General features: G+C 72.2%; 19 protein-coding genes and 1 pseudogene. 18 read left to right on the top strand and 2 right to left on the bottom strand.

Annotated elements, in window-relative coordinates:
* Positions 1-21: 21 nt before the first annotated feature.
* Positions 22-645 carry a hypothetical protein gene (locus tag NBY69_RS31315; RefSeq protein ID WP_250305302.1) on the bottom strand — a complete coding sequence of 208 codons (624 nt, stop codon included), beginning with the start codon at positions 643-645 and terminating at the stop codon, positions 22-24.
* A gap of 74 nt (positions 646-719) precedes the next feature.
* Here NBY69_RS31315 and NBY69_RS31320 point away from each other — a divergent pair, with 74 nt between their 5' ends.
* From NBY69_RS31320 to NBY69_RS31400, 17 genes and pseudogenes are all read left to right on the top strand, one after another.
* Positions 720-1,820 carry an aldo/keto reductase gene (locus NBY69_RS31320; RefSeq protein ID WP_250305303.1) on the top strand — a complete coding sequence of 367 codons (1,101 nt, stop codon included), beginning with the start codon at positions 720-722 and terminating at the stop codon, positions 1,818-1,820.
* Positions 1,817-2,686, top strand: coding sequence for an endonuclease/exonuclease/phosphatase family protein (locus tag NBY69_RS31325; protein WP_250305306.1), 870 nt, complete (start codon positions 1,817-1,819; stop codon positions 2,684-2,686). The genes NBY69_RS31320 and NBY69_RS31325 overlap by 4 nt, the downstream gene beginning before the upstream one ends.
* A gap of 210 nt (positions 2,687-2,896) precedes the next feature.
* Entirely contained in the window at positions 2,897-4,930 is a 2,034-nt protein-coding gene (locus NBY69_RS31330) for an ATP-binding cassette domain-containing protein (protein WP_374211359.1), read from the top strand.
* 74 nt (positions 4,931-5,004) lie between these two features.
* Positions 5,005-6,474 (top strand): NUDIX domain-containing protein, encoded by a 1,470-nt coding sequence (locus NBY69_RS31335; protein ID WP_250305308.1) that lies wholly within the window; start codon positions 5,005-5,007, stop codon positions 6,472-6,474.
* A gap of 102 nt (positions 6,475-6,576) precedes the next feature.
* Positions 6,577-7,950 carry an MFS transporter gene (locus tag NBY69_RS31340; RefSeq protein ID WP_250305309.1) on the top strand — a complete coding sequence of 458 codons (1,374 nt, stop codon included), beginning with the start codon at positions 6,577-6,579 and terminating at the stop codon, positions 7,948-7,950.
* Positions 7,947-9,269, top strand: a complete 1,323-nt coding sequence (locus tag NBY69_RS31345; protein ID WP_250305311.1) for a methyltransferase — start codon at positions 7,947-7,949, stop codon at positions 9,267-9,269. The genes NBY69_RS31340 and NBY69_RS31345 overlap by 4 nt, the downstream gene beginning before the upstream one ends.
* 480 nt (positions 9,270-9,749) lie before the next feature.
* Positions 9,750-9,902 (top strand): LuxR C-terminal-related transcriptional regulator, encoded by a 153-nt coding sequence (locus NBY69_RS31350; protein WP_250305343.1) that lies wholly within the window; start codon positions 9,750-9,752, stop codon positions 9,900-9,902.
* A gap of 52 nt (positions 9,903-9,954) precedes the next feature.
* The gene (locus tag NBY69_RS31355; RefSeq protein WP_250305313.1) at positions 9,955-10,488 is read left to right on the top strand and encodes an HIT family protein; all 534 of its coding nucleotides are present in this window, start codon (positions 9,955-9,957) and stop codon (positions 10,486-10,488) included.
* Positions 10,485-11,321, top strand: coding sequence for a trans-aconitate 2-methyltransferase (locus tag NBY69_RS31360; protein ID WP_250305314.1), 837 nt, complete (start codon positions 10,485-10,487; stop codon positions 11,319-11,321). The genes NBY69_RS31355 and NBY69_RS31360 overlap by 4 nt, the downstream gene beginning before the upstream one ends.
* Positions 11,318-12,700 (top strand): phosphotransferase, encoded by a 1,383-nt coding sequence (locus NBY69_RS31365; RefSeq protein ID WP_250305317.1) that lies wholly within the window; start codon positions 11,318-11,320, stop codon positions 12,698-12,700. The genes NBY69_RS31360 and NBY69_RS31365 overlap by 4 nt, the downstream gene beginning before the upstream one ends.
* Before the next feature lie 35 nt (positions 12,701-12,735).
* Positions 12,736-15,108: a methyltransferase, FxLD system gene (gene fxlM / locus NBY69_RS31370; protein WP_250305320.1), complete on the top strand. Its 2,373-nt coding sequence runs from the start codon at positions 12,736-12,738 to the stop codon at positions 15,106-15,108.
* Positions 15,105-15,971 carry a hypothetical protein gene (locus NBY69_RS31375; RefSeq protein ID WP_250305321.1) on the top strand — a complete coding sequence of 289 codons (867 nt, stop codon included), beginning with the start codon at positions 15,105-15,107 and terminating at the stop codon, positions 15,969-15,971. The genes fxlM and NBY69_RS31375 overlap by 4 nt, the downstream gene beginning before the upstream one ends.
* A 33-nt stretch (positions 15,972-16,004) precedes the next feature.
* The gene (locus NBY69_RS31380; RefSeq protein WP_250305323.1) at positions 16,005-16,889 is read left to right on the top strand and encodes a glycosyltransferase family 2 protein; all 885 of its coding nucleotides are present in this window, start codon (positions 16,005-16,007) and stop codon (positions 16,887-16,889) included.
* A 41-nt stretch (positions 16,890-16,930) separates the two neighbouring features.
* On the top strand, positions 16,931-17,707 hold the full coding sequence (locus NBY69_RS31385; RefSeq protein ID WP_250305327.1) for a PIG-L deacetylase family protein: 777 nt from the start codon (positions 16,931-16,933) through the stop codon (positions 17,705-17,707).
* A gap of 45 nt (positions 17,708-17,752) precedes the next feature.
* Complete coding sequence (locus NBY69_RS31390) at positions 17,753-18,856, top strand: NUDIX hydrolase (protein WP_250305329.1); 1,104 nt, start codon at positions 17,753-17,755, stop codon at positions 18,854-18,856.
* Between the two features lie 33 nt (positions 18,857-18,889).
* Positions 18,890-19,294: pseudogene (locus NBY69_RS31395) on the top strand (GFA family protein); the annotation flags it as partial.
* 69 nt (positions 19,295-19,363) lie between these two features.
* The gene (locus NBY69_RS31400) at positions 19,364-19,993 is read left to right on the top strand and encodes a M15 family metallopeptidase (protein ID WP_250305344.1); all 630 of its coding nucleotides are present in this window, start codon (positions 19,364-19,366) and stop codon (positions 19,991-19,993) included.
* Positions 19,994-20,249: 256 nt separating this feature from the next.
* Here the strand turns inward: NBY69_RS31400 and NBY69_RS31405 are convergent, their stop codons facing one another.
* The gene (locus NBY69_RS31405; RefSeq protein WP_250305331.1) at positions 20,250-20,747 is read right to left on the bottom strand and encodes an ATP-binding protein; all 498 of its coding nucleotides are present in this window, start codon (positions 20,745-20,747) and stop codon (positions 20,250-20,252) included.
* 398 nt (positions 20,748-21,145) lie between these two features.
* Here NBY69_RS31405 and NBY69_RS31410 point away from each other — a divergent pair, with 398 nt between their 5' ends.
* Entirely contained in the window at positions 21,146-21,973 is an 828-nt protein-coding gene (locus NBY69_RS31410; protein WP_250305332.1) for a 5'-3' exonuclease H3TH domain-containing protein, read from the top strand.
* Positions 21,974-21,997 lie beyond the last annotated feature (24 nt).

Genomic DNA, 21,997 nt, shown 5'->3' on the forward strand with positions numbered 1-21,997 from the left:
GGGGCCCCCAGGCCGTCGCGCTCACGCGCCGGCGGTCTTCTCCGGGATCGGCACCCAGTTGAACTCCGGGCAGAAGCGGGCGTACGTCGTCAGCTTCCAGGTCGCGTACTCCTCGGTCCGGCCCGAGCTGCGCAGCACGTGCTTGACCCAGGTGTGCGCGATGCGCTCGTCCAAGGTCATGGTCACGTCGATCTGATCGAGCATCCGGCAGGCGACGGCGAAATCCTCGACCTCGAGCGCGCTCAGGTCGATCTCGATGCCATCCAGCGTGAAGGAGAAGACGAGCCGGGAGGTGGAGTAGCGGGTCTTGCGCTCGCCCAGGAACGTCGTGTGCGGCGCGAGGGCCGCCCGCAGACGGTCGCGGTCCTCGACCGGGTAGCCGATGCCCAGATCCAGGTCCGAGGTCTCCAGGTTCAGGCGGGTGCCGAAGCTGCCGACGTCGCGCGGCTTGTGCCCGGTCCACTCGCTGATCATGGCGGCCGCGTCGGCGCGGACCTGCTCCAGGCGGTCGTCGTGGACGCGCATCTGCCCGTAGAAGGCGCGGGCGCGGTCGAACTCGGCGTCGGTGAAGTCGCCTCGGTCGACCCAGTGCCGCTCGGTGATCGCGTTCAAGTCAAGTTCGGTGAAGGGGGGTTGTGTCGTCACCCGAGGCACCATACTCACTCCCCGAAGCGATTCATCAGTGTTTGCTACTAATTGAGAGTTAAGAGGTACTTCCTGTGAGTGCTCCCTCCTCCATCGCGCGCCGCACGCTCGCCCGCGGCTTGTCCGTTCATCCGATCGGGATCGGCGCCTGGGCCGTGGGCGGCTCCGATGACAACCTCGGGCTGCCCATGGGCTGGTCCACGGCCGACGACACCGCCTCGCGACGCGGCCTGGAGAGGGCCTACGAGCTCGGCGCCAACCTCATCGACACCGCCGACGTGTACGGGCACGGGCACTCCGAGCGGATCATCGGTGATCTCGTCGCCACCGTCCCCCGCGACACCGTGGTGCTGTCCTCCAAGGTCGGCTACCACCGGGGCACCGCCCGGCACGCCTACCTCCCCGCGGCCATGCGCCGCCAGCTCGAGACGAGCCTGGAGAACCTGCGCACCGACCGTCTCGACATCTACTTCTTCCACAACGCCGACTTCGGCGACGACGACCGCTACCTGGAGGAGGCTGTCGCCCAGATGCGCGACTTCCAGCGCCAGGGCCTGGTCACCGCGGTCGGGATGCGCGGCCCGCACCGCCACGCCACCGAGCGGGTCACCGTCGCCAAGGAGAAGCGCGAGGACAAGTACGCCCGGTTCGCCTACCTCGCCGAGCAGATCCGCCCCGACTACCTCGCGGCCCGGTACAACGCCCTGACCCCGCCGCCCGCCGACGGTCAGCCCGACATCTTCGCCCTCGCCTCCTCCCTCGGCGCGAGCGTGCTGATCAACAAGCCGCTGGCCCAGGGCCTGCTCACCGGCAAGTACGACCCCGAGCACCCGCCCGTCTTCACGCCCGGCGACCACCGGCTGCGCAAGGCATGGTTCACCCCGCAGGCGCTGCGGATCATCCAGGACGGTCTCGGCCCGCTCCGGGAGCGCTTCGGCGACAGCCCGGCCGCCCTGACGCGTGTCGCGCTCCAGGCGTGCCTGCAGCGGGCCGAGAACGCCGCGGTCCTCGTCGGCTTCACCCGCCCCGAGCAGGTCACCGAGAACCTGACGGCCGTCGGCACGCCGCTGACCGGCGACGAGCTCGCCTTCGCCCTCGACACCCTCGGCCGCCTCCAGAAGACCCTGGACGCGCACAGCGAGGTCTTCCTCGACGAGAAGGAAGCCGGCCGATGACCCCCGCCGCGGAGCAGTTGTCCCTGCTCGCCACCGACGAAAGCGCCCACCAGCCGGCCACCGACGCCGTGCGGCTGCTGCTGTTCAACGCCCAGCACGCCTCTCCGGAGCGCTCGCGCCGCCAGGCCGAATGGATCGCCGGCCAGGAGGACGCCGACATCGCCGTCCTCACCGAGGTGTCCTCCGCTCAGGGCGGCGACGCCCTCGTCACCGCGCTCACCGAGCGCGGGTACGCCACCGTGATCGCTCCCCAGCCGTCCACGCCCGACTACCGCACGGTCATCGCCTGCCGTACCGGCGGCGTCCGGCCGGTCCCCAGCCCGGTCACCGTCACACCCCATCGCGCCCCGGCGGCCCGCGTCACCGTCGGCGGCCACGACATCGGAGTGCTGGGCCTGTATGTGCCCTCTCGCGGCCCGAAGGCACAGCGCAACGTTGCCAAGCGTGCCTTCCAGGAGGCGGTCACCGAGAGCCTGCCGCGGCTGCGCGCCGCCTTCCCGGACATGCCCGTCATCGTGGCTGGGGACCTCAATGTCATCGAGCGCGGGCACCAGCCCCCGCACAAGGTGTTCGGCGAGTGGGAGTACGCCTTCTATGACTCGTTCCAGGCCGCCGGCCTCATCGACGCCTTCCGCCGTCTCCACCCCGACGAGGTCGCCCACTCCTGGTTCGGGCTCACGGGTAACGGCTTCCGCTTTGACCACCTTTTCGTCTCCACACCCCACGCCGACCGCGTCCTGGCCTGCGACTACCACCAGCAAGCCCGCGAAGCGGGGCTGACCGACCACGCGGTCATGACGCTGCGCCTGGGCCTGCCGTCCACCCCGGGCGAACACGGCGAAGCACCAGCGACGGGCGCTGGCTGACAGCCGACCGCCGCAGAGACCGAACGTCGGCGTTTCGGCCAATCGCCCCGAGCCTCGGGCCCTTGCGCGGCAAGGGTCGGTGCACTGCGCACCTTCGGAAATCCGCTGAATCACAGGGCGCACAACGCGTCCGAAAGGAACAGGTGCTCGAAATCATGCGGCGTCGTTGAACACGGCGACGCCACCGCCACGTCCACGAGGGGGAACACATTGACGCCAGTCGAACCAGACAGCGACAAGGTCGCGAGCGGCCCGAAGGTCGGAGCAACGGACAACATCTCGGACGCCGAGCGGGAGCTGTACGGGGGCCGGCTGCGCTACGACCAGTCCTACGTCCGGCACGAAGGCCCTCTAACGCGGCTGAAGTTCGGGCACATGGCGGCCGCGCTGCCGCACATGGTGGGCATGGTGCTGCGCACCGGCTGGAAGGCGGACCAGCGCGCGCTGATGGGTGTGGTAGCGGCCGAGCTCGGGCAGGGCGTGACGGCCGCGTGGGGCCTGGTGGCGGTAAACGGCGTCCTCGCGCAGCTGTTCGCCGACGGTCCGACCGTGGATAAGCTCCGCGACGCTCTGCCGTCCCTGGTCGTACTCGCGGTCGCGGCGGTGGCCGGCGCCGTGCTGTCGGCGTGGTCGACGGCGATGTCGGGGCGGCTGGAGCCGCAGGTGGAGCGGGCGGTCTCCGCCCGCTACTACAGGGCCGTCACCGGTGTGGAGGTGGAGGCGACCGAGCGGCCGGAGGTGCAGCGGGTCCTGGAGGCGGGGAAGTTCGGCACGGACTCGGCCCGCAGCATGCTGAGGCTGTCGGTCGGCGTCGGCAACGTGGTGATCGGCATGGCGGCGGCCGCGGTCGTGCTCGCGGCGCTGCACTGGTCGCTGTTGCCGATGCTGCTGGCGATCGCCCTGCCCAAGGGGTGGGGCGCGGTCCGCTCCGCGCGCCGTGACTACCTCTCCCGGATGAACTGGGTCGACCACCGCCGGGCGATCGCATCCCTGCTGGCCTACTTGACCCGCCCGCACGCCGCCGGGGAGCTCCGCGTGCACGCCGCCGGCGTGAAGCTGCTGTCCAGCTACGAGGAGATGTCGCGGCAGACGGAGGCGGAGCAGCGGCGCCTGGCCCGGGCGCAGGCGTCGACGGACCTGGTCGCGGGCGGGTTCGCCGGTGTGGCGTCGCTGGCCTGCTACGGGGTGCTGTGGTGGCTGCTGTCGACCGGTGGTCTGCCGCTTGCCGTCGGCGGGACGGCGGTGATCGCCATCCGTACGTCGACGGCGCGGCTCACGTCGCTGGTGCAGCAGGTCAACCGGCTGTACGAGGAGCTGCTGTTCCTCACCGACACCGAGGACGCGATCAAGGTGGCAGGCGAGAACGCGATCCCGCTTACCGGTGCCCGGCTGCCCGCACCGGTGCGGGAGGTGAGGACGGAGGCGGTGTCGTTCACCTATCCGGGCGCCGACGGTCCTTCCCTGAAGGGCGTGAGCGTGTGCGTGCCGCGGGGGAAGGTGACGGCCCTGGTGGGTGCGAACGGCTCGGGGAAGACCACCCTCACGAAGGTGCTGGCCGGGCTGCTGCTCCCTGCCGAGGGGGACGTGTGGTGGGTGGGCGAGTCGGGCGAGCGGGTCGAGCTGCGTGAGGCCGACCGCGCCCAGATCTTCGCCGAAGTCGGCGTGCTGGCACAGGACTTCCCGCGATGGGAGATGACGGCGGCCGCGAACGTGGCCATCGGTGCCGGAGACCGTCCCCGGGACATGGACCGCGTTCGCAAGGCCGCCGGTGAGGCGGGCGTGCTCGAGCTGGTCGAGGGCCTGCCGCACGGCTGGGACTCGATCGTGTTCAAGGGCTACGAGCGTGGTGTCCAGCTCTCGGGCGGGGGGTGGCAGAAGCTGGGGTCCGCTCGAACAAGGTATCGGCAGGCGCCGTTCCTGCTGGTTGACGAGCCGACCAGCGCCCTCGACCCGCATGCGGAGATCGCCGCGTTCGAGGGGCTGTGGTCCCTGGCCGAGGAGGGGCACGCGGTCGTGCTCGTTACCCACCGGCTCGCCGCGACCATGCACGCCGACCACATCTACGTTCTCGATCAGGGCTGCGTCGTTGAGGACGGCACCCACGAGGACCTGATGTCCCGCGCGGGGGGTCTGTACCAGGGGATGTTCATCGCCCAGGCCGCGCAGTACGGGATCGCGGCGGCATCCGACGGCGTTCCCGGCCCCCGCGGCGCCCAGCCGTCCGGCCACGAGACGGCGAGCTGATCCACCCGAGCGCCCCTTTGCCCTCAGCCTGCCCGCCACCCCGTTCTCACGACTTCGAAGGCGAGACGACGCCCATGTCACCCAGCTCCACCGCGATCCGCAGGACCGTCGAGGCGTACCTCGGCCGGCACCCCGGCGAGCGTGACGCCCTGGCCGGGCTTCTCACCGCGCTGGACCGGCCCGTCGACGCGACCGCCCGGACGATGCTGCCCGGGCACGTCACGTGCAGCGCCGTTGTCATCGACCGGCAGGGCCGGGTCCTGCACATCCGGCATCGGGCCACCGGCGGCCTCATGCTCGCCCCGGGTGGCCACATCGAGCCCGAGGACCGCACGCTGCTCGCCGCGGCGCTACGGGAGGTGTCGGAGGAGGCCGGGATCGCGCCGGGCGCCCTGTGCCTGACCCGGCAGCTGCTCGGCTCTCCGATCGACATCGACGTCCACGACATCGACGCCAGCCCGTCCAAGGGCGAGCCGGCTCACCGCCACTACGACTTCCGCTACGTCTTCTACCTCGCCGGCGAGGAGCTGCCGACGATCGCGCTGCAGGAGGAGGAGGTGTCTGGTGCCCAGTGGATCCCGCAGCCGGAAGTCACCGCGCCGACGCTGCGCGCGAAACTCCTCGCGGCGGGCCTGGACGGCCGGCCGGAGCCGGTGAACGCTTCCGCCCTGATCCACGACGGGACCGGTCGGTATCTGCTTCATCTGCGTGACCACAAGCCCGGCGTCATCTGGCAGCCGGGCGCGTTCGCCCTTCTCGGCGGCGGCCGTACCCACGACGACGAGAGCCTGGAGGGCACGCTGCTGCGGGAGCTGTCCGAGGAGGTGCCCGACCTCCGCCTTGAGGACGTGAAGCCCTACGCCGTGGAGTCCGCCACCAGCGTCGACGGCCTCAGCGTCCCGGTCCGGGTCTTCGTTGGCCGGTGGCGCGGCAACCCCGACCGTCTCCGGCTGCACGAAGGTGTGCTTCTGCGCTGGTTCGCGGTCGACGAACTGGACCGGCTGCGCCTGAGTCCGGCCACCCGGGACCTGATTCGCCGGCACGCGGCCGAGAATCCCGCGGGCAGCGAGCCGGCCGTGGCTCCTCCCGTGTGGGACGGCGGCAGCCGGGTGGTGTTGAACGGTGTCGGAGTCCACCTCCACCTCGAAGACCCCGAAGGCCGGGTGCTTCTCGGCCTGCGGCATCCCGATTCGAAGTACGCGGGCGACACCTGGCACTACCTCGCGGGGCGGTGCGAGCAGGAGTCCGCGCTCTCATGTCTGGTCCGCGAGGCGTGGGAGGAAGCAGGGCTGGTCATCGACCCTGCGGACGTGGAGCTCGCGCACGTCGTCCACGTCGTCGACACCCCGGGCAGCCTGCCCCTGCTGCAGCTCATCTTCCGGGCTCGCCGGTGGGAGGGCACCCCCGAGGTGCGCGAGTCCGACAAGTGCCTGACCTGGCAGTGGTGGCCGCGTGACGAGCTGCCGGACCCGATCGTCTCCTACACCCGTACGGCCATCACCGCGATCTCCGAAGGCCACCTCTATTCCCAGCTGGGCTGGTGAGCAGGGTGAGCACACCCGCCGGTAGCGCACCCAGCCGACGGGCCCAGACCGAGCCCCCGCACCTCAAGCGGGAGCGCCTGGCGGAGCCGAAGGAGGTACTCCGTGCCGCCCTCCACTGAGCCCCCCTCCGCCACCGGCACCTCGCTGTGGCGGCACCGGGACTTCCGCCGGTACCTGACCGGCCAGGCCGCGAGCGTGGCCGGCAGCTCGATCACGCAGATGGCGCTGCCGGTGCTGGCCGTGCTCCACCTGGACGCGACCACCGCCCAGGTCGCCTGGCTGGCGTTCCTCGGACAACTCCCTCCCGCCCTGCTCGCCCTGCACGCCGGCGCGCTCGCCGACCGGCACTCCAAGCGCCGGCAGATGATCACCGGCGACCTGGTCAGCGCCGCGGTACTCGCCACCGTGCCGGTGGCGGCCGCACTGGGCACCCTGACCCTGACGCAGCTCATGATCGTCGCCGTGGTGCAAGGGGCGGCGAGCGTCCTCCACGACGCGGCGGCCATCAGCCTGCTGCCCAGCCTCGTCGACCGGTCCTTGATCCAGCGGAGCAACAGCCGCGTCGGCGCGCTGTTCGCGGTCGCCGCGACCGCCGGAAGCCACCTCGGCGCCGCGCTGACCGCGCTGCTCGGCCCCGCCCGGGCCCTGCTCGGCGACGTCGCCTCCTACCTGATCAGCGCCGTATGCACCGCCCGCATCCAGACTGCCGAACCCACCAGCGCCCGCACGAAGTCCCGCCGGCTGCGCAGTGAGATCGGCGAGGGCCTGCGGTACGTGCGCGGCGATGACCGGCTGTGGACCCTGACCCTGGTCAACGCCACGACGTCGTTCGCACTCGGGCTGCTCAACACCCTGTGGGCCCTGTACCTGTTGAGGTCTCTGACGATGAGCGCGACCGCGTTCGGTGTGGTGCTGGGCCTCGGCGCGCTGGGCGCAGCCGCCGGCGCGCTCACCGCCCCGGCGTTGTCCCGCCGGTACGGGCCGGGGCCGATGATGCTGGCCGCGCTCGCTATCACCCCGCTGACCCAGCTCCCGCTGCTGCTCGCCTCCCCCGGCCTTGCCTGGCAGATCACGATCGGGGCGGCACTGTTCCTGCAGCTCGCCTGCGCCGGTGCCGCGGGCACCACCCAGCGATCCATCCGCCAGATCGTCACCACGGCCGGGATGCAGGCGCGGATGCAGGCAGTGAGCACCTGGCTGACGTCCGGGGCCCGGCCCGTGGCCGCGCTCCTCGCCGGCGCACTCGGCACATGGCTCGGTGTCCGGCCTGCCCTGACCGCCGGAACCCTCCTGCTGCTCGTCCCGCTCGTCGTCCTCGCCCGCTCCCCGATCCGCGCGCTGCGGCAGATGCCGGACCCGCCCGCCACCACCCTGCCATCGCCTCCCGCAGCCCGGACCGCCGCTCCCACCGTGCCCACTGCAGCGTGCACGGACGACGGGCAGCACGACCGCTCACTCGGAGGCGATGCCTCGTGAACCAGGTGCCGAACTCGACGGCGACTCCAGCTGCCGCACCACCCGATCCCCTGGAGAACCCCGTGCGGACCGACAACACCGGGCCCGCCGCGCTCCTCCTTCCGCCGCAGCCCGCCGCCGACACCTCCGAGACTGCGGCGGCCCGGGCGGCGATGGTCGCCCGGCTTGAGGAGAGCGGAGAGCTCGGCCGCGGTCCCGTGCGAGAGGCTCTGCTCGCACTGCCACGCGAGATCCTGCTCCCACACGCGTACGTCCGGGTCAGCGGCCCTGGCGCGGACCCGATCGACTGGCGCCTCCTCGACGGCTCCCACCCCGACGACCGGCAGGAGTGGCTCGAGCTGATCCACAGCAACGAGTCGATCCTGCTCCAGCGCGACGGCGAACCCCTCGACGCTCTCCCCCGCGGGCCGATCACCGGCGGACACATGACGTCCATGTCCACCTACACCCCCGCCACGGTCGAAGCTCTCCAAGCCATGGAACTCGATTCCGGGCAGCGGTATCTGGAGCTCGGGCCGGGCCCCGGCGTCTCCCTCGCACTCGCCGCCGCCATCACCGGCCCCGGACTCGCCACCGGCGTGGAGCGGGACGGACCCATGGCGGCCTTCGCCCAGCGGAACCTGGACCACCTTGGCGTCGGCGCGGTGGTAATCGAGGGTGACGCGCTCGAAGGGCACGAGGCGAGGGCGCCCTACGACCGGATCCACTCCGGCATCGGCGTCCCCTGCGTTCCGGAGCCGTGGGTGGAACAACTCGCACCGGGCGGCCGGCTGCTCACCACGCTCGCGACCCGTACGCCGAGCTGGCCCGGACAACTCCTCGTCACCCGCACCGCGGCCGGCACAGTCGAGGCGGTCCTGCGGGGCCGGCCGCGCGGGTACCGGCCCCTGCTCGGCTACCGGTGGCTCAACGCCCTGGACCACCGCGCCCGCATCAAGGACGACCCCGGCACGGCACGGTCCACGCGGCTCGCACCGCCGCCGGACGACGCTTACGGCTTCTGGCTCGCCGCCGCCTACCTCGCCCCCGGTCTGGTCCGGGACTTCCAGGCCGAGACGATGACGATCGTCGCGCCCGAGGACGATTCCTGGGCCGTGGCCGGCCCGGGCGACGGCACCGTCCGAGTCCATGGGCCGCGTGATGTGTGGGCCGAACTCGAGGATCTCCACGCTCGCTGGGAGCAGGCCGGACGGCCCGAGTGGTACCGGGTCGACCTCCGCGACAGCTCTGGGGTCCAGCACGTCACCTCCGGCGCGGGCCCGAAGGCCCTGGCATGGACGCTTCCTCCGCTCGCAGCCGTGCCCCGGCAGGCGCCGTGACCGCGCCTTCTCGGATCGCCGTGATGCTGCACGCCCCGGACCCCATCTGCCGGGCGGGGGTGGTCAGCCTGCTCAGGCCCCGCCCCGAGATCACCCTCGTCGACGCCGCCGGACCTGCCGTGGACACCCAGGTCGCGCTGATCGTCACCGACGCCGTCGAGGAGGCGACGCTGCGTCTGCTGCGGGAGATCAAGCACACGAGCACGGCACGGTCCGTGCTCGTCGTGGCGGACATCGACGAGACGAAGCTGATCGACGCGGCCGAGTGCGGCCTCGCCGGTCTCCTGCGTCGCGCCGAGGCGACGCCGGACCGACTCGTCCAGGCCATCACAACAGCCGCTCGCGGTGACGGATATCTGCCGGACGACCTCGTCAACGCCGTGCTGGAGGCGTTAAGCCGCTTGCGGGCGCGCCTGCCCGGCCCCGTCGAGCAGCGGCTGACCGAGCTGAACGACCGCGAGGTCGACAATCCTGCGATGCCTGGCCGACGGCCTCGACACAGCAGAGACCGCCCAGAAGGTCGGCTCCGCCGAACGCACCGTCAAACACGTCATCCACGGCCTGCAGACCCGGCTGCAGCTGAAGAACCGGGCGCATCTGGTCGCCTTCGCCTACCAGCACGGCTACCTCTGACAGGCCCCGCCCCCCACCGCTCCACCAGCCGCACAACAACAAGGAGTTACGGGTGCCCCAGCCACCAAGCCCTCTTCACCCCCAAGCGGTCAGCCCCGCCGCGCCGTCCGGCTGGCCCGAGACCTTCCTCCGCCACCGCGCCGGCGACGGATGCCCCATGTGCGCGAACGACTACTCCGCAGACGACATCGGCTGGGGCCTCCTGCTCCGCCGCGGTGAAGTGGCCAACGCCTACCTGTGGCGAAGCGGACGCCTGCGCGGCTACTGCGTCCTCATCCACCGGGGTGCCCCGCACGCGGCCGAGCCCACCGACCTGTCCGAAGCCGACGCCGCCGCCTACTGGCGCGACACCCTCGCGCTCGGCAGAGCCCTGACGGCCTTCTACGAACCGATCAAGCTGAACTTCTCCACGCTCGGCAACGTCGTACCCCATCTGCACAGCCACATCTGCCCCCGGTACGCCGGTGACACCGACCCGGCGCCGGGCGGGCCACTGCCCTGGGACGTCCTCGACAGCGGGCGCCAGATCGAGGCACAGCTACAGGCCGACGCCGCTGCGCTGCGGAAACTGCTGGAGGACGCATGACCACCCCACCGCACAACGAGCCCAAGGAACTGTTCACGTCGACGGCGGCGGCCTACGCCCGCCACCGCCCCAGCATCCCGCCGGAGGCCGTCGCACTCCTCGCCGACACGATGCGGAAAGCCGACCGCCCGGCCCTCCTGGACCTCGGCTCCGGCACGGGCCAGGTGCCTGCCGCTCTGCTCCCGGCCGTTCCCCGGATCGACCGCGTGGACCTGGTCGACCCGGACCAGGACATGCTCCGCCAGGCCACCGCCACTCTCGAACCCCTGCTGGGCGGCCGTCCGGCCGGCTTCCACCTGGTGGGGGCCGAGGACTTCACGCCCCCGTTCGACGGCTACCGGGCGGACCTGATCACCTGCGCGCGGTCCTTCCACTGGATGGACCGGTCCGCCGTCCTGAAGATGGCCGACCGTGCCACCGCTCCCGAAGCCACGGTGGCGATCATGGGGGACGGCAGCCTGTGGACCTACCGGGCGGACTGGACGGCCGCACTCAAGCACCTGATCCAGTCCTACCTGGGCGAGGCACGCCGCGCGGGCACGGGCGGCGTGTATGCCGGACCGGGCCAGCGGTACGAGGACGACCTCGCCGCATCGCCGTTCAGCCAGGTCACCGAGCACCGAATCCCTGTCCGCCGTGTCTGGAGGCCGGCTCAGGTCCTCGGCTACCTGCGCAGCACCAGCTTCGCCCGCCCGGACCTCTTCGGCGACCGCCACGGCCGATTCGAAGCCGAAGCCCTGGAGCTGCTGGAGCGGCACAGCGAGCCCGGCGGCCTTGTCGAGGACGCGGTGTTCACCGTGCTGCTCGCGCGCCGCCCCGGCGGTGACGCGTGAGCGGCACCCAGCGGCACACCGAGCCGCTCGACGTCCACCTGCTCGCCGTACGCGACGGCGCGGCGGGACCCGAGGTGCTGCTATCCCGGCGGGCCGGGAACGTGTACGCGCCGGGCTGCTGGCATCTCGTGTCCGGGCACTTGGATGGCCCGTGGGAGGACATGGTCACCGCCCTGGTGCGCGAGGCCCGGGAGGAGTCCGGCGTCGTCATCGACCCGGCCGATGTCCGGGCGGCCGTCACCCTGCACCACCGCGCCCCCGCCGGCGGCGCCCGGATTGGGTTGTTCTTCGAGGTGAAGCGGTGGGAGGGCACCCCGGAGGTCATGGAGCACCATGTGTGCGACGCCATGGGGTGGTTCTCCTTCGACGCCCTGCCGGAGCCGATGGTGGCGTACTGCCGGGCCGGGTTGGACGCCTACCGGGCCGGCGCGCGGATGGCCGTGCACTTCCAGGAGCCCGGCGACCCGATCGCCTACGACCGGTCCGTCGACCGGCTGGTCCTGGTCCCCGAACCTGCCGCGCGCAGCGCGGTCCCGGAGCAGGCGGTGCGCACGTTCGGTGAGCAGGCGGTCGGGCGGATCACCGCGTGGACGGACGTGTCCTGGGCGAGGGAGCAGAGCCGTGTCTGGCGGGCGGTCGGCGCCGAGGGCGGCGAGTGGTACGTCAAGATCCACCAGAACGACAACTTCCACCATCGTGAAGTGGACGCCCTCCGCAGCTGGGTCCCCGGCCTCGGAGCGGCCGCACCCCGGCTGGTGGCCGCCGACCCCACGCTGCGGGCCGTCGTGCTCACCGCGGTAGGCGGCCGAACCCTGCACGGCGCCGTCCACCCGCCCGAGCAGCAGCGCCTCATCTTCCACCGCATCGGGCAACTCGCGGCGGCCATCCATCACAGCGGCCCACCCCGGCCCGCCGCGGACGTCCTGCCGCTGGGGAAGCTGGAGCGGCACCTGGCCGGGGCCCTGCCCCACCTCGCGCCCGGCGACGAGAGGTTCATCCGCGCCACCGCCGAGAGGGCCGCCGGCCTGGCCCCTTTGCAGACGGTGCCCACGCACGGTGACTTCCAGCTCCGTAATCTGCGCTGGGACGAGGCCGCCGACACCCTCTACGTCATCGACTTCGAACGGTCGGAAGACGGCCCGGCCGTGCGGGACTTCGTACGGCTCTCCGACGCCTGGCACGGCCGGCCCGACCTCCTCCAGGCCGTGATGGACGGCTACGGCCGCACCTTCACCCCGGAGGAAGAGGCTCAGCTCACGGTCTTGTCCGTCCTCGACGCCGTCTCCGGCATCTCCTACGGCACCGCCCACGGCGATCCCGAGCTGGTCGAGCGCGGCCTGCGCACCCTGGCCCGGCTGCGCACCGAACAGCGCCCCTGATTCCCACCCCACCGACCACGAGGAGCAGCACGTTGATGTACACAGCCCGCGAGGAGTGGGAGCAGCACTACGGAGAGGGGAAGGGGTGGCGCCTGCTCGGTGAGCGCGAGCGGGAACTCCTTGCCGAGCACGCCCCGGTACCCGAGGGCGGGGGCCGGGCCCTGGATGTGGGCTGCGGGACCGGGGAGCTGGCCGCCCACCTGGCCGGCGTCGGCTACACCGTGGACGCTGTCGACCTCACGGACAGCGCGATCGCCCGGGCCCGCGAAGAGCACGCCGACGTCGACGGGGTGCGCTGGCTGCAGCTGGACATCGAGCGCGACGACCCGGCCGCGCTGCACGAGGAGGGGTATGACCTGATCACGCTGCGGCTGGTGTACCCGTTCGTGGGGGATCGTGGCCGGGTCGTTCACGGGCTGGGCAAGCGGCTGCTCGACGGCGGCGCACTCGTCGTCATCACCCCGACCGTCGAGAACACCCCTGCTGAGCGGCGTGGGATCGCCCTCGACGAGGACGAGATCACGCTGCTCGGTGCGGGCTGGAAGACGGTGGAGCGGGCGGACGCGGACGGCCTGGCCTTCCTGGTCCTGCGCGGGCCGTGCCACCTCGACACCCGGGCCGTCGAGAAGCGGCCGACCACCGGCCACGCCCTGACCGGCGCCCTCGCCGTCGTCACCGACGACGCCGGCCGGGTCCTGCTGGGCCGCTCCCGGCGCGGCATGCTCGAGCTACCCGGCGGCAAGACCACCGGCCCGGAGGACTTCGCCACTGCGGCGGTGCGCGAACTCGCCGAGGAAACCGGGCTGATCGCCGATCCGGCCGACGCGCACGTGGTGACGATGCTGGTCGACGACAGCCACGGTATCCCGCGGCTCACCGCCGTCGTCCGCATCACCGCCTGGACGGGCACTCTGGCCAACCCCGAGCCGGACAAGTTCGACCGCTGGGAGTTCGTCGACCTCCACGCCCTCGCCTGCGTCGGGGACGTGTTTGTCCCAGCCGCTCTCGCGATCGACGCCGTGTGGCCCGGCATCCTTCCCGGCCTGCCGCCGACGACCGCCTACCCCATCGCCGCCGACCAGCCGCCCGTGCCGGGGGAACCGGCGGAGGCCGCCAGGCTGCGCGCGTCGATGACCCAGATGGTCATCGACGGCGGCTGGGCCCCCTCGGAGCGCGTCCGGGAGGCGCTGCGGACCGTGCCCCGCCACCGCTTCGCCCCCGAGGTGAACCTCGCGGCCGCGTACGACGGCGGCGACCGGGCCGTCATCACCCGCTACGACGAGACCGGGACGGCGATCAGCTCGGTATCCGCGGCCTGGCTCCAGGCCGACATGATCGAGCACCTGGGCCTGAAGCCGGGCGCGGTCGTGTTCGAGGCGGGATCCGGCGGCTACAACGCCGAGCTGATCGCCCACGTCACCGGACCCGACGGACGCGTCGTCACCGTCGACATCGACCCGTGGGTCGTGCGCCGCACCCGCCGGTTCCTCACGGAGGCCGGCAGCGGACGCGTCACCTCCGTCGAAGCCGACGCCGCCCTCGGCGCACCCGGGCACCTCGTGCCGCGCGGCGGCTTCGACGCCAGCATGATCACCTACAACTGCTGGGACATCGCCCCGGCCTGGCGGGAGCAGCTGGCCGAGGGCGGCCGCCTGGTCCTGCCGCTGGAGATGGGCGGCTACACCCGGGCGGTCACCTTCGAACGGCGCGGGCAGGTGCTGCACGCCCGTCACTTCACCTACTGCGGTTTCGTCCGCGACCAAGGACAACAGGCCCGCAGCATTCCGGTCGTCCCCCTCCTCGACGGGGGCCTGACACTGCGCTTCGAGCACGGCACGGCGGCCGAGACGACGGGCCTGGAGGAGGCGCTACGCGGGCCGCGGCACGAGGTCGCCACCGGCATCACGATGGGGGCGACGAACTCCTATTTCGGTTCCCTGCAGCTGTACGCGGCCACCACCCTGCCGGGCTTCTGCCGGCTGGCCGCCCACCAGGAACCCGAGGAGGGCGTGACCGGCATCGCGAAGGACCGCGACGCCCCCGCGATCGTCGGCGACGCCTCGCTCGCCTACCTGGTCCACGTCCAGACCACGGACGGCGACAGCCCGCAGGGCAAGGCGTGGGAATGGGTCGTCCACGCCTTCGGCGCGCAGGGCCCCGAGCTGGCCGAGCGGCTGGCGGCCACGGTCCGGGCCTGGGACTGCCACATCCGCGCCGACGACAACGACCAGCACGCCGATCCCGTTCTGACGGTCCACCCGGCCGGCACGCCCGACGATGCGCTGCCCGCCGGCGACGTCCTGGAGAAGGAGCACTGCCGTCTGGTTTTCCGGTGGCCGGGGCGTGACGTGGTGCTGCCCGGGCCCGTTGAGCGGCTTGAGGCCGCGGTCGTGGCGGAGGGGGTGTGACGGTGGAACGGGCCGTGCAGGAGGCGATGTTCGTCGCTCCGGCGGAGCGAGACGAGCGGGAGCGTATGCGGCGCGCGCACGCGGCCGCCGCGCAGCAGCTCCAGGTGTCCGCGTCGGGGCCGGAGGTGTGGGGGTGGCAGGGCCGCACCCTGGGGCGCCGGGCCGGGGACTGCTGGCTGCGCATCGTCACCGCCGAGGCGGACAAAGCGGGCGGACGGCTGTGGGAGGGGACGGCGACCGCCGACACGCACGTGCCCCGGTCGGTACCGCGGCCCCGGCTTCGCGGCGTCCTCGACTGGACCTCCCGGGACGCCGCGTTCCGGGCCGAGCTCACCGAGTACGTGTCCGTCCCGCCGGTCACCAGCGGCACTCCCGCCCTCGACCAGGACATCGCTCTGCCCGACTCGTGGTGGGCGGAGCTGAAGTCCGCGCTCGGCGCGCTCGCGACGGTGCCCACCTGCCGGGAGTCGGTACGACAGAACTGGGTCGACCGGAACCTCCGCCGCTTCCTCGGCATCGACCCCGTCCGGATCCGTGAGACGACGACCGGGCACGCCGATCTGCACTGGGCGAACCTCACCCGCGTGCCCCTGGTCCTGCTCGACTGGGAGAACTGGGGCCGCCTGCCCGTCGGCTACGACCTGGGTCTGCTCCACGCGTACTCGCTGGCCGCACCGGCGACCGCCGCCCGGATCCGGCGCGAGTTCGCCGACGTCCTCGACACGGACGCCGGCCGGACCGGGGAGCTCATCGCCCTCGGGCAACTCCTCCAAGCGTGCTCCCGGGGCGTCCACCCTCACCTCGCCCCGCTCATCGCCCGCCAGGCCGAGCACCTCACCGGCATGCCCGTCCCCACGCCCTGACCGCTGCCCGGCCCCGACGGCCTGGAGGAACCCATGCCCCGCCCACGCGTCGACGTCGTCGTTCTGACCATGAACGACCGCCCTGCCGAGGAAGCAGCCGCGCAGGCGACGCTTCTTGCCCAGAACGGCGTCGACGTGCGGGTGGTGGTGGTCGGAAACGGCCGCAAGCCCGAGGTCGTGCCACCCGGTGCGCTCACCGTGTCCCTGCCCGAGAACATCGGTATCCCCGGCGGGCGCAACGCCGGCGCCGCCGCGCTGCGCGACGCGGGCGATCTGGCCGACTGGCTCTACTTCCTCGACAACGACGCCAGCTTCCCCCGCCCCGACGTCCTGGCCCGACTCGTCGCCGAGGCCGAGCAGCACCCACAAGCCGCCTGGGTACAGCCCCGGCTGACCGGCCCGGACGATGTGACCACGCCACGCCGCTGGGTCCCCCGGCTGCGAGCCTCCAACCCGGGGCGGCCGGGGAAGGTCGCCTCGATGACCGAAGGCGTCGTCCTGATCCGGCGCGACGCCTTTGACGCAGTGGGCGGCTGGGAAGATCAACTATTCCTGTATCACGAAGGGTTCGACCTGGCCTGGCGGCTGTACGAGGCGGGCTGGAGCGGCTGGTACGCGGCCTCGATCCGCATGCACCACCCACTCACCGAACCCGCCCGCCACGCGCTGTACCACCGGCTCGCCGCCCGCAACAGGATCTGGATCGCCTACCGCAACCTCCCCGCCCCGCTCCTCCCCGTCTACCTGAGCGTGTGGACCACGATCACCCTGGCCCGGGCCGTGCGCGGCGGCGGACTCGGCCAGACACTGCGCGGCATGCGGGAAGGGTGGACGTCCCGGCGTACCCAGCGGAGGCGTCCGATGAGCTGGCGCACCGTCTACCGGCTCACCGCCGCCGGGCGGCCGCCGATCATCTGACCTCTTCGCCCTGTCCGCCACATCAAGGAGTCCTCTTCGCCATGAACCAGCCGTCTGTGCCCTCGCTGATGGGGGTGTTCGCCCATCCCGACGACGAGAGTCTGCTGGCCGGCGGTGTGCTCGCGCAGCACCACGCCGCCGGCGCCCGCACCTGCGTCGTCACCACCACCTGGGCGCCGACGAGCCACCGCGCCCCCGAACTCGCCGACGCCCTCGCAGTTCTGGGGGCCGGGGGCCCGCGGCTACTCGGCTACGCCGACGCCCGCAACCCCGCCTCCACGCCCGGCGGCGCCGTACGCCTCGTTGACGCGCCTCTCGACGAAGCCGTCGGCCGCCTGGTCGCACACATCCGCGAGTTCCGGCCCGACACCGTGGTCGGTCACGACGCGCTGGGCCAGCTCACCGGGCACCCGGACCACCGGCGCGCCCACCAGATCACCCTCCTCGCCGTCGAGGCCGCCGCCCTGCCGCACCTGTACCCCGACGCCGGGGAGCCCTGGCAGCCGGCCGCGCTGTACGCGGCCACGCACTCGGAATCCGGTGTGGGCCGTCTCGGGCCGCTCCTTCAGAGCGTGGGCAAGTCGCTCCTCGCGGTGCCGGACGCGTACGTGACCACGAGCGTCGACGTCTCACCGTGGGCAGCGGTGAAGTGGGATGCGATCTGCGCCCACCGCAGCGAGGCCGCCCGCCCGCGGCCCCTGCCCGGCCTTCTCGCCCGCCTGCCCGAACCGGAACGCACCCAGATCATCAGCACCGAGCAGTTCACCCGGCTCTCCCCCGGCCCCACGCCGGGCGACCCACACCAGCTCGTCGCCTGACCGGCCCACCGTCCGCATGGTCCCGCCCGCACGATCGGAGACGAGATGACCACCACGCCCTCCCCTGACGCCTCACCCGGCACGATGATGACCGACGAGGCGTACGGGGCCTTACGCGCCTCGGCCGCCCTGTGGGCCGGAACGTCCGTGCTGATCACCGACCAGCGCGGCCGGGTCCTGATCCAGCGCGTCGACTACCGCACGACCTGCCTCCTGCCGGGCGGCGCCGTCGACGCGAACGAGGCCCCGGCCCAGGGAGCCTCGCGGGAACTGCGCGAGGAACTCGGAGTCACCCTGACCGTCGACCGCGGGCTCGCCGTGGACTGGGTCAGCGCCGACAGCCTCAACGCGCCCGCCGACATGCGCTTCCCCGGCGAGATCCTGCACGTCTACGACGGCGGCACGTGGAACGACGAGCAGATCGCTGCCATCCAGCTGCCCGACCGCGAGATCACCTCCGTCGAGTTCGTCGAACCCGCCCGGCTACCGGACCTGATGTCCCCCGGCGACGCCCGCCGGGCCCTGTCCGCCCTGCGCGCCCGCATCAACTCCGCCGGCCCCGCCCTGCTGGGAAACGGCCTCCCGATCGCCCCCACCGTCCTGGACCGGGCTGGCGCCCTTCGCACCGCCCGCGCCCGGCACCACCTCCCCTTCCACCCCGGCCCCGCCCCGGAGCAGCTCTCGGTGGCTCAGGTCTGGGGATGGCTTCTGGGACCCGACGGCCGAGCCTTGGTGCTGCTGGAACCGGACACGGGCGCGGCCTGCCTGCCCGGCGGCACCCCCGAACCCCCGGACCGCGGCAACCCGCTCGTCACACTGCGCCGGGAGGTACGGGAGGAAGCCGCGGCTGAGTTCGGCGAACCGCTGTTCCTCGGCCACCTCTCCGACCCCGACGAGCCGTACGCCCGCCTCCGCTACGCCGCGCCCCTCACCCGTCTGGGCCCGCCACCCGTCGACCCGGCCACCGGCCGCACCCACATCCGGGTCCTGGCGACACCCGAGCAGGCCCTGGAGCTCTTCGACTGGGGACCCCCGGCGGCCGGCCAGCTCGCCGCCCTCCACCAGGCCCGAGCGCGGCTCGGGATCCCCCGTGCCGCGCTGCAGCCCCTCACCGAACTGCCGGACGCCACCGACCTCACCCTCTCGTAGCCCACCCGGGCCCATCTCGAAGCGAGGACTCACATGAGCGACACATCACCCGCCCTCGGCACGCCCCCCGTGCCCACTCGGCCCCTGCCGGCCACACGAGCCGCATCGAACGCCCCGGCCCCGGTTCGAACCGGCCACTGCCAGTGCGGCCGGATCTCCTACCAAGTCGCCGGCAACCCGGACGATCCGCACTTGTGTTCGTGCGACCACGAGACGCGGATCTCCGGCGGACCCGCAGTGCTGTGGGTGGGCTTCCCCCGGGACTCCCTGACCTGGACCGGGCCCGGCGGCGAGCCGAAGTGGTACTCGACCTACGCGACCCTCCACCGGGGCTTCTGCCCCGACTGCGGCACCCATCTGGTGTCCGTGGCAGACGGCTCCAGCACCGTCATGGTGACCGGATTCAGCCTCACCGACCAGAGCGGCATCGAACCCCTCGGGCACTCCTTCCGCGAGAACGCCGCGCCCTGGATGCAGATCACCCTCGCGCCGGAGCCTATCGTCCTGATGTCCGACCCGCGTGTGGCGGCCATCCCCATTGCCGACTGCGGCGAGCCGCTCATCGACGTGCGCGGAACGCTGCTGGTCGACGAGCGCAGGGCCGACACGACCGGCTCGTACGCCCATCTGCGCCGCGGCGTCCTCGACCGGCTCGTCCACGCCCAGTCGCTCCTACCCGACGGGCTCCGTCTGCTCTACGTCGAGGGCTACCGCCCGCCCGACCTGCAGCGGCGCTACTTCCAGGAGTACGCGGACGAACTTCGCGCGGCCAATCCGGCCTGGCCCGACGACCAGGTCCTCGGGGCCGCCAGCCGCTATGTGTCTCCGCCGGAGATCGCCCCCCACAGCGCCGGCGCCGCCGTCGATCTCACCCTCGTGGACGCCGACGGCACCGAACTCGACATGGGCACGCGCGTGAACGCAAACCCCGAAGAGAGCGACGGAGCCTGCTACACGGACGCCGCCTCGATCAGCCCCCAGGCCCGCACGAACCGGGCCCTGCTGGCCTCCGCCCTCTCCACCGCCGGGTTGATCAACTACGGGACGGAGTGGTGGCACTGGAGCTACGGCGATCGGTACTGGGCCCTGATGACCAACCAGCCGACGGCCCTGTACGGGCCCCGCACCCTTCGCTGAACAGGTCGCGTTCGTTCGCGGCCGAAGGCACGGGCACCGGCTCGCTTCGGGTGGGGAGCGCAGCGGGAAGCCACGGCCTCACGGCTCTGCCTCGGTCAGCCAACGCTCCGGCGGGCGATGCCGGTGCCCTCCGCCGAGGTGTTACAAGCTCTCGGCCGAGATGCCCGCTGCCTGGGGACCAACGGCGCCCGCGGTGCGGGACCTCTATGCGACGGCCGAGCAGCCGGTCACCCACTGCCTGGATCCCGCCCGCGCCTCAGAGCCAGCCCGGCTCCACGATCTCCTCGCCCTCGCCCTGAGGCTTCTCAAACCGGGCGAAGAAGTCGTCCAGGGCCTCCGGCGTGACCAGCAACGAGTTCGCGTCCCCACGCTCGTTGCGCTCCTCGAGCCGGCGCAGCAACTCCTCCCGTTCCACCGGGAAGTACAGCAGCCTCCACCGCCCGCCGGCCGACTCCACCAGCTCCTTCATCGCCTCGCGGTCCTTGCGCGGCCACAGCCCGTGGTCCCACACCACGTCCCGGCCCTCGGCGATCAGCTCCGCCAGTCGCTGGTGCATCTCAGCGACGACGGGGGCCTCCTTCTCGAAGTAGGTGTCCTCCCGGTAGTCGACGCCGTACCGGCCGTGCCGTTCGAAGACCACCTCGTCCACCGACAGCCGCACCGCGCCCCGGGGCTCCAGCACCCGCTGGGCATACGTCGTCTTGCCTGAGCCGGTGAGCCCCACCAGCAGGAACACCACCGGAGTCTCGGCCACCGTCAACTTCTTCCACCATCCTCAGTGTTCCCCGGCAGTCTGCCACCGCTGGCCCATCCGGATCTCCCAGATCCAGCCGCCGCCACCCGAAGGAGCCACCCGTGTCCGCCCCGTACTCGCCCGCGCGCTGGGTGCCTACGCCCGCCACGCCCCCGGCACCCTCGGCAGGGTCCAGACGCATCGGGTGCTCGCCCTGAACAGCGACGAACGCGCCCGGCCGCTCGCCAAGGGGCGGTGCCGAGCGCAACGCCGCCGAACGCCTCGTCAGGGGTTGCTGGCCAACCTCTGGCTGCTCCGCACCACGACCGTGACTACACTCCAAGGTCATCCGGCAACGGACGCCCGTACGCCACGGTCACAGGCACCCACCAGCACGTTCTCCCTCCGGAGGCCACGCCATGACCGCCCCCCTGCTGCTCGTCGACGGCCATTACCTCCTGCACCGCGCCTGGTACGGCTTCCCCACACGCATCACCAGCCGCGACAACACCATCGACCGCACTGGCGTGTTCGGCTTCGCCGCGCTCCTGCGCAAAGCCCAGGCCGAGCATGCCGAGAGAGCCGAGATCTTCGTAGCCTTCGACTCTGAGAACGGCTCCCAGTCCCGCGCCGGGCAAGACAGCGCCTACAAGGCCCAGCGGCCCACCCCCGAGCCCGGCCTGATCAAGTCACTCGCCCTGGTCAAGAAGGCCCTCGACCACACGGGCGTCCGGTGGCTCGAGCAGGACGGCTGCGAGGCGGACGACGTCATCGCCACCCTGACCACCAGTGCCTGCGCCGAAGGCCGCGCGGTCGACATCATGACCAGCGACAAGGACTACATCCAGCTTCTGTCCGACCTCAGCGTGCGCTTGCTGAACACTGGCGTAGCCATGGAACGCCGCTACACCGCGGGCGCGCACATCCTCCCCCGCTACGGTGTCCTCGCCGAGCAGTGGCCGGACTTCCGCGCCCTGATGGGCGACCCCGCCGACAACATCCCAGGCATCCGCGGCATCGGCGCCAAGACCGCCGCCCGGCTCCTGACCAACGGGCGCCGGCTCGAGAACGTCCCTGACGAGGAACTACGCCCGGCCTGGACGGCGCAGTGGCAGCAGGTCCTGCGCTGGCGCGAGATGATCAAGCTCGACACCAAAACCGCTGTCCCCGACAGTCTCCTCACCACCACCCCCACTACACCGCTGCCCATGGCCGGGCAGGTCCTGGAAGCGCTGGACCTGTGGTGATGACCAAGGTCGCGGCATCGCCTG

Source organism: Streptomyces sp. A 4/2 (assembly GCF_940670765.1).
Classification (GTDB): Bacteria; Actinomycetota; Actinomycetes; order Streptomycetales; family Streptomycetaceae; genus Streptomyces.

What these genes read in the sequence shown, in the direction of transcription:
- NBY69_RS31325 (WP_250305306.1), top strand. Translation starts at nt 1,817, where the DNA reads ATGACCCCCGCCGCGGAGCAGTTGTCCCTGCTCGCCACCGACGAAAGC.
- NBY69_RS31410 (WP_250305332.1), top strand. Translation starts at nt 21,146, where the DNA reads ATGACCGCCCCCCTGCTGCTCGTCGACGGCCATTACCTCCTGCACCGC.
- NBY69_RS31335 (WP_250305308.1), top strand. Translation starts at nt 5,005, where the DNA reads ATGTCACCCAGCTCCACCGCGATCCGCAGGACCGTCGAGGCGTACCTC.
- NBY69_RS31360 (WP_250305314.1), top strand. Translation starts at nt 10,485, where the DNA reads ATGACCACCCCACCGCACAACGAGCCCAAGGAACTGTTCACGTCGACG.
- NBY69_RS31385 (WP_250305327.1), top strand. Translation starts at nt 16,931, where the DNA reads ATGAACCAGCCGTCTGTGCCCTCGCTGATGGGGGTGTTCGCCCATCCC.
- NBY69_RS31400 (WP_250305344.1), top strand. Translation starts at nt 19,364, where the DNA reads ATGTCCGACCCGCGTGTGGCGGCCATCCCCATTGCCGACTGCGGCGAG.
- NBY69_RS31380 (WP_250305323.1), top strand. Translation starts at nt 16,005, where the DNA reads ATGCCCCGCCCACGCGTCGACGTCGTCGTTCTGACCATGAACGACCGC.
- NBY69_RS31390 (WP_250305329.1), top strand. Translation starts at nt 17,753, where the DNA reads ATGACCACCACGCCCTCCCCTGACGCCTCACCCGGCACGATGATGACC.
- fxlM (WP_250305320.1), top strand. Translation starts at nt 12,736, where the DNA reads ATGTACACAGCCCGCGAGGAGTGGGAGCAGCACTACGGAGAGGGGAAG.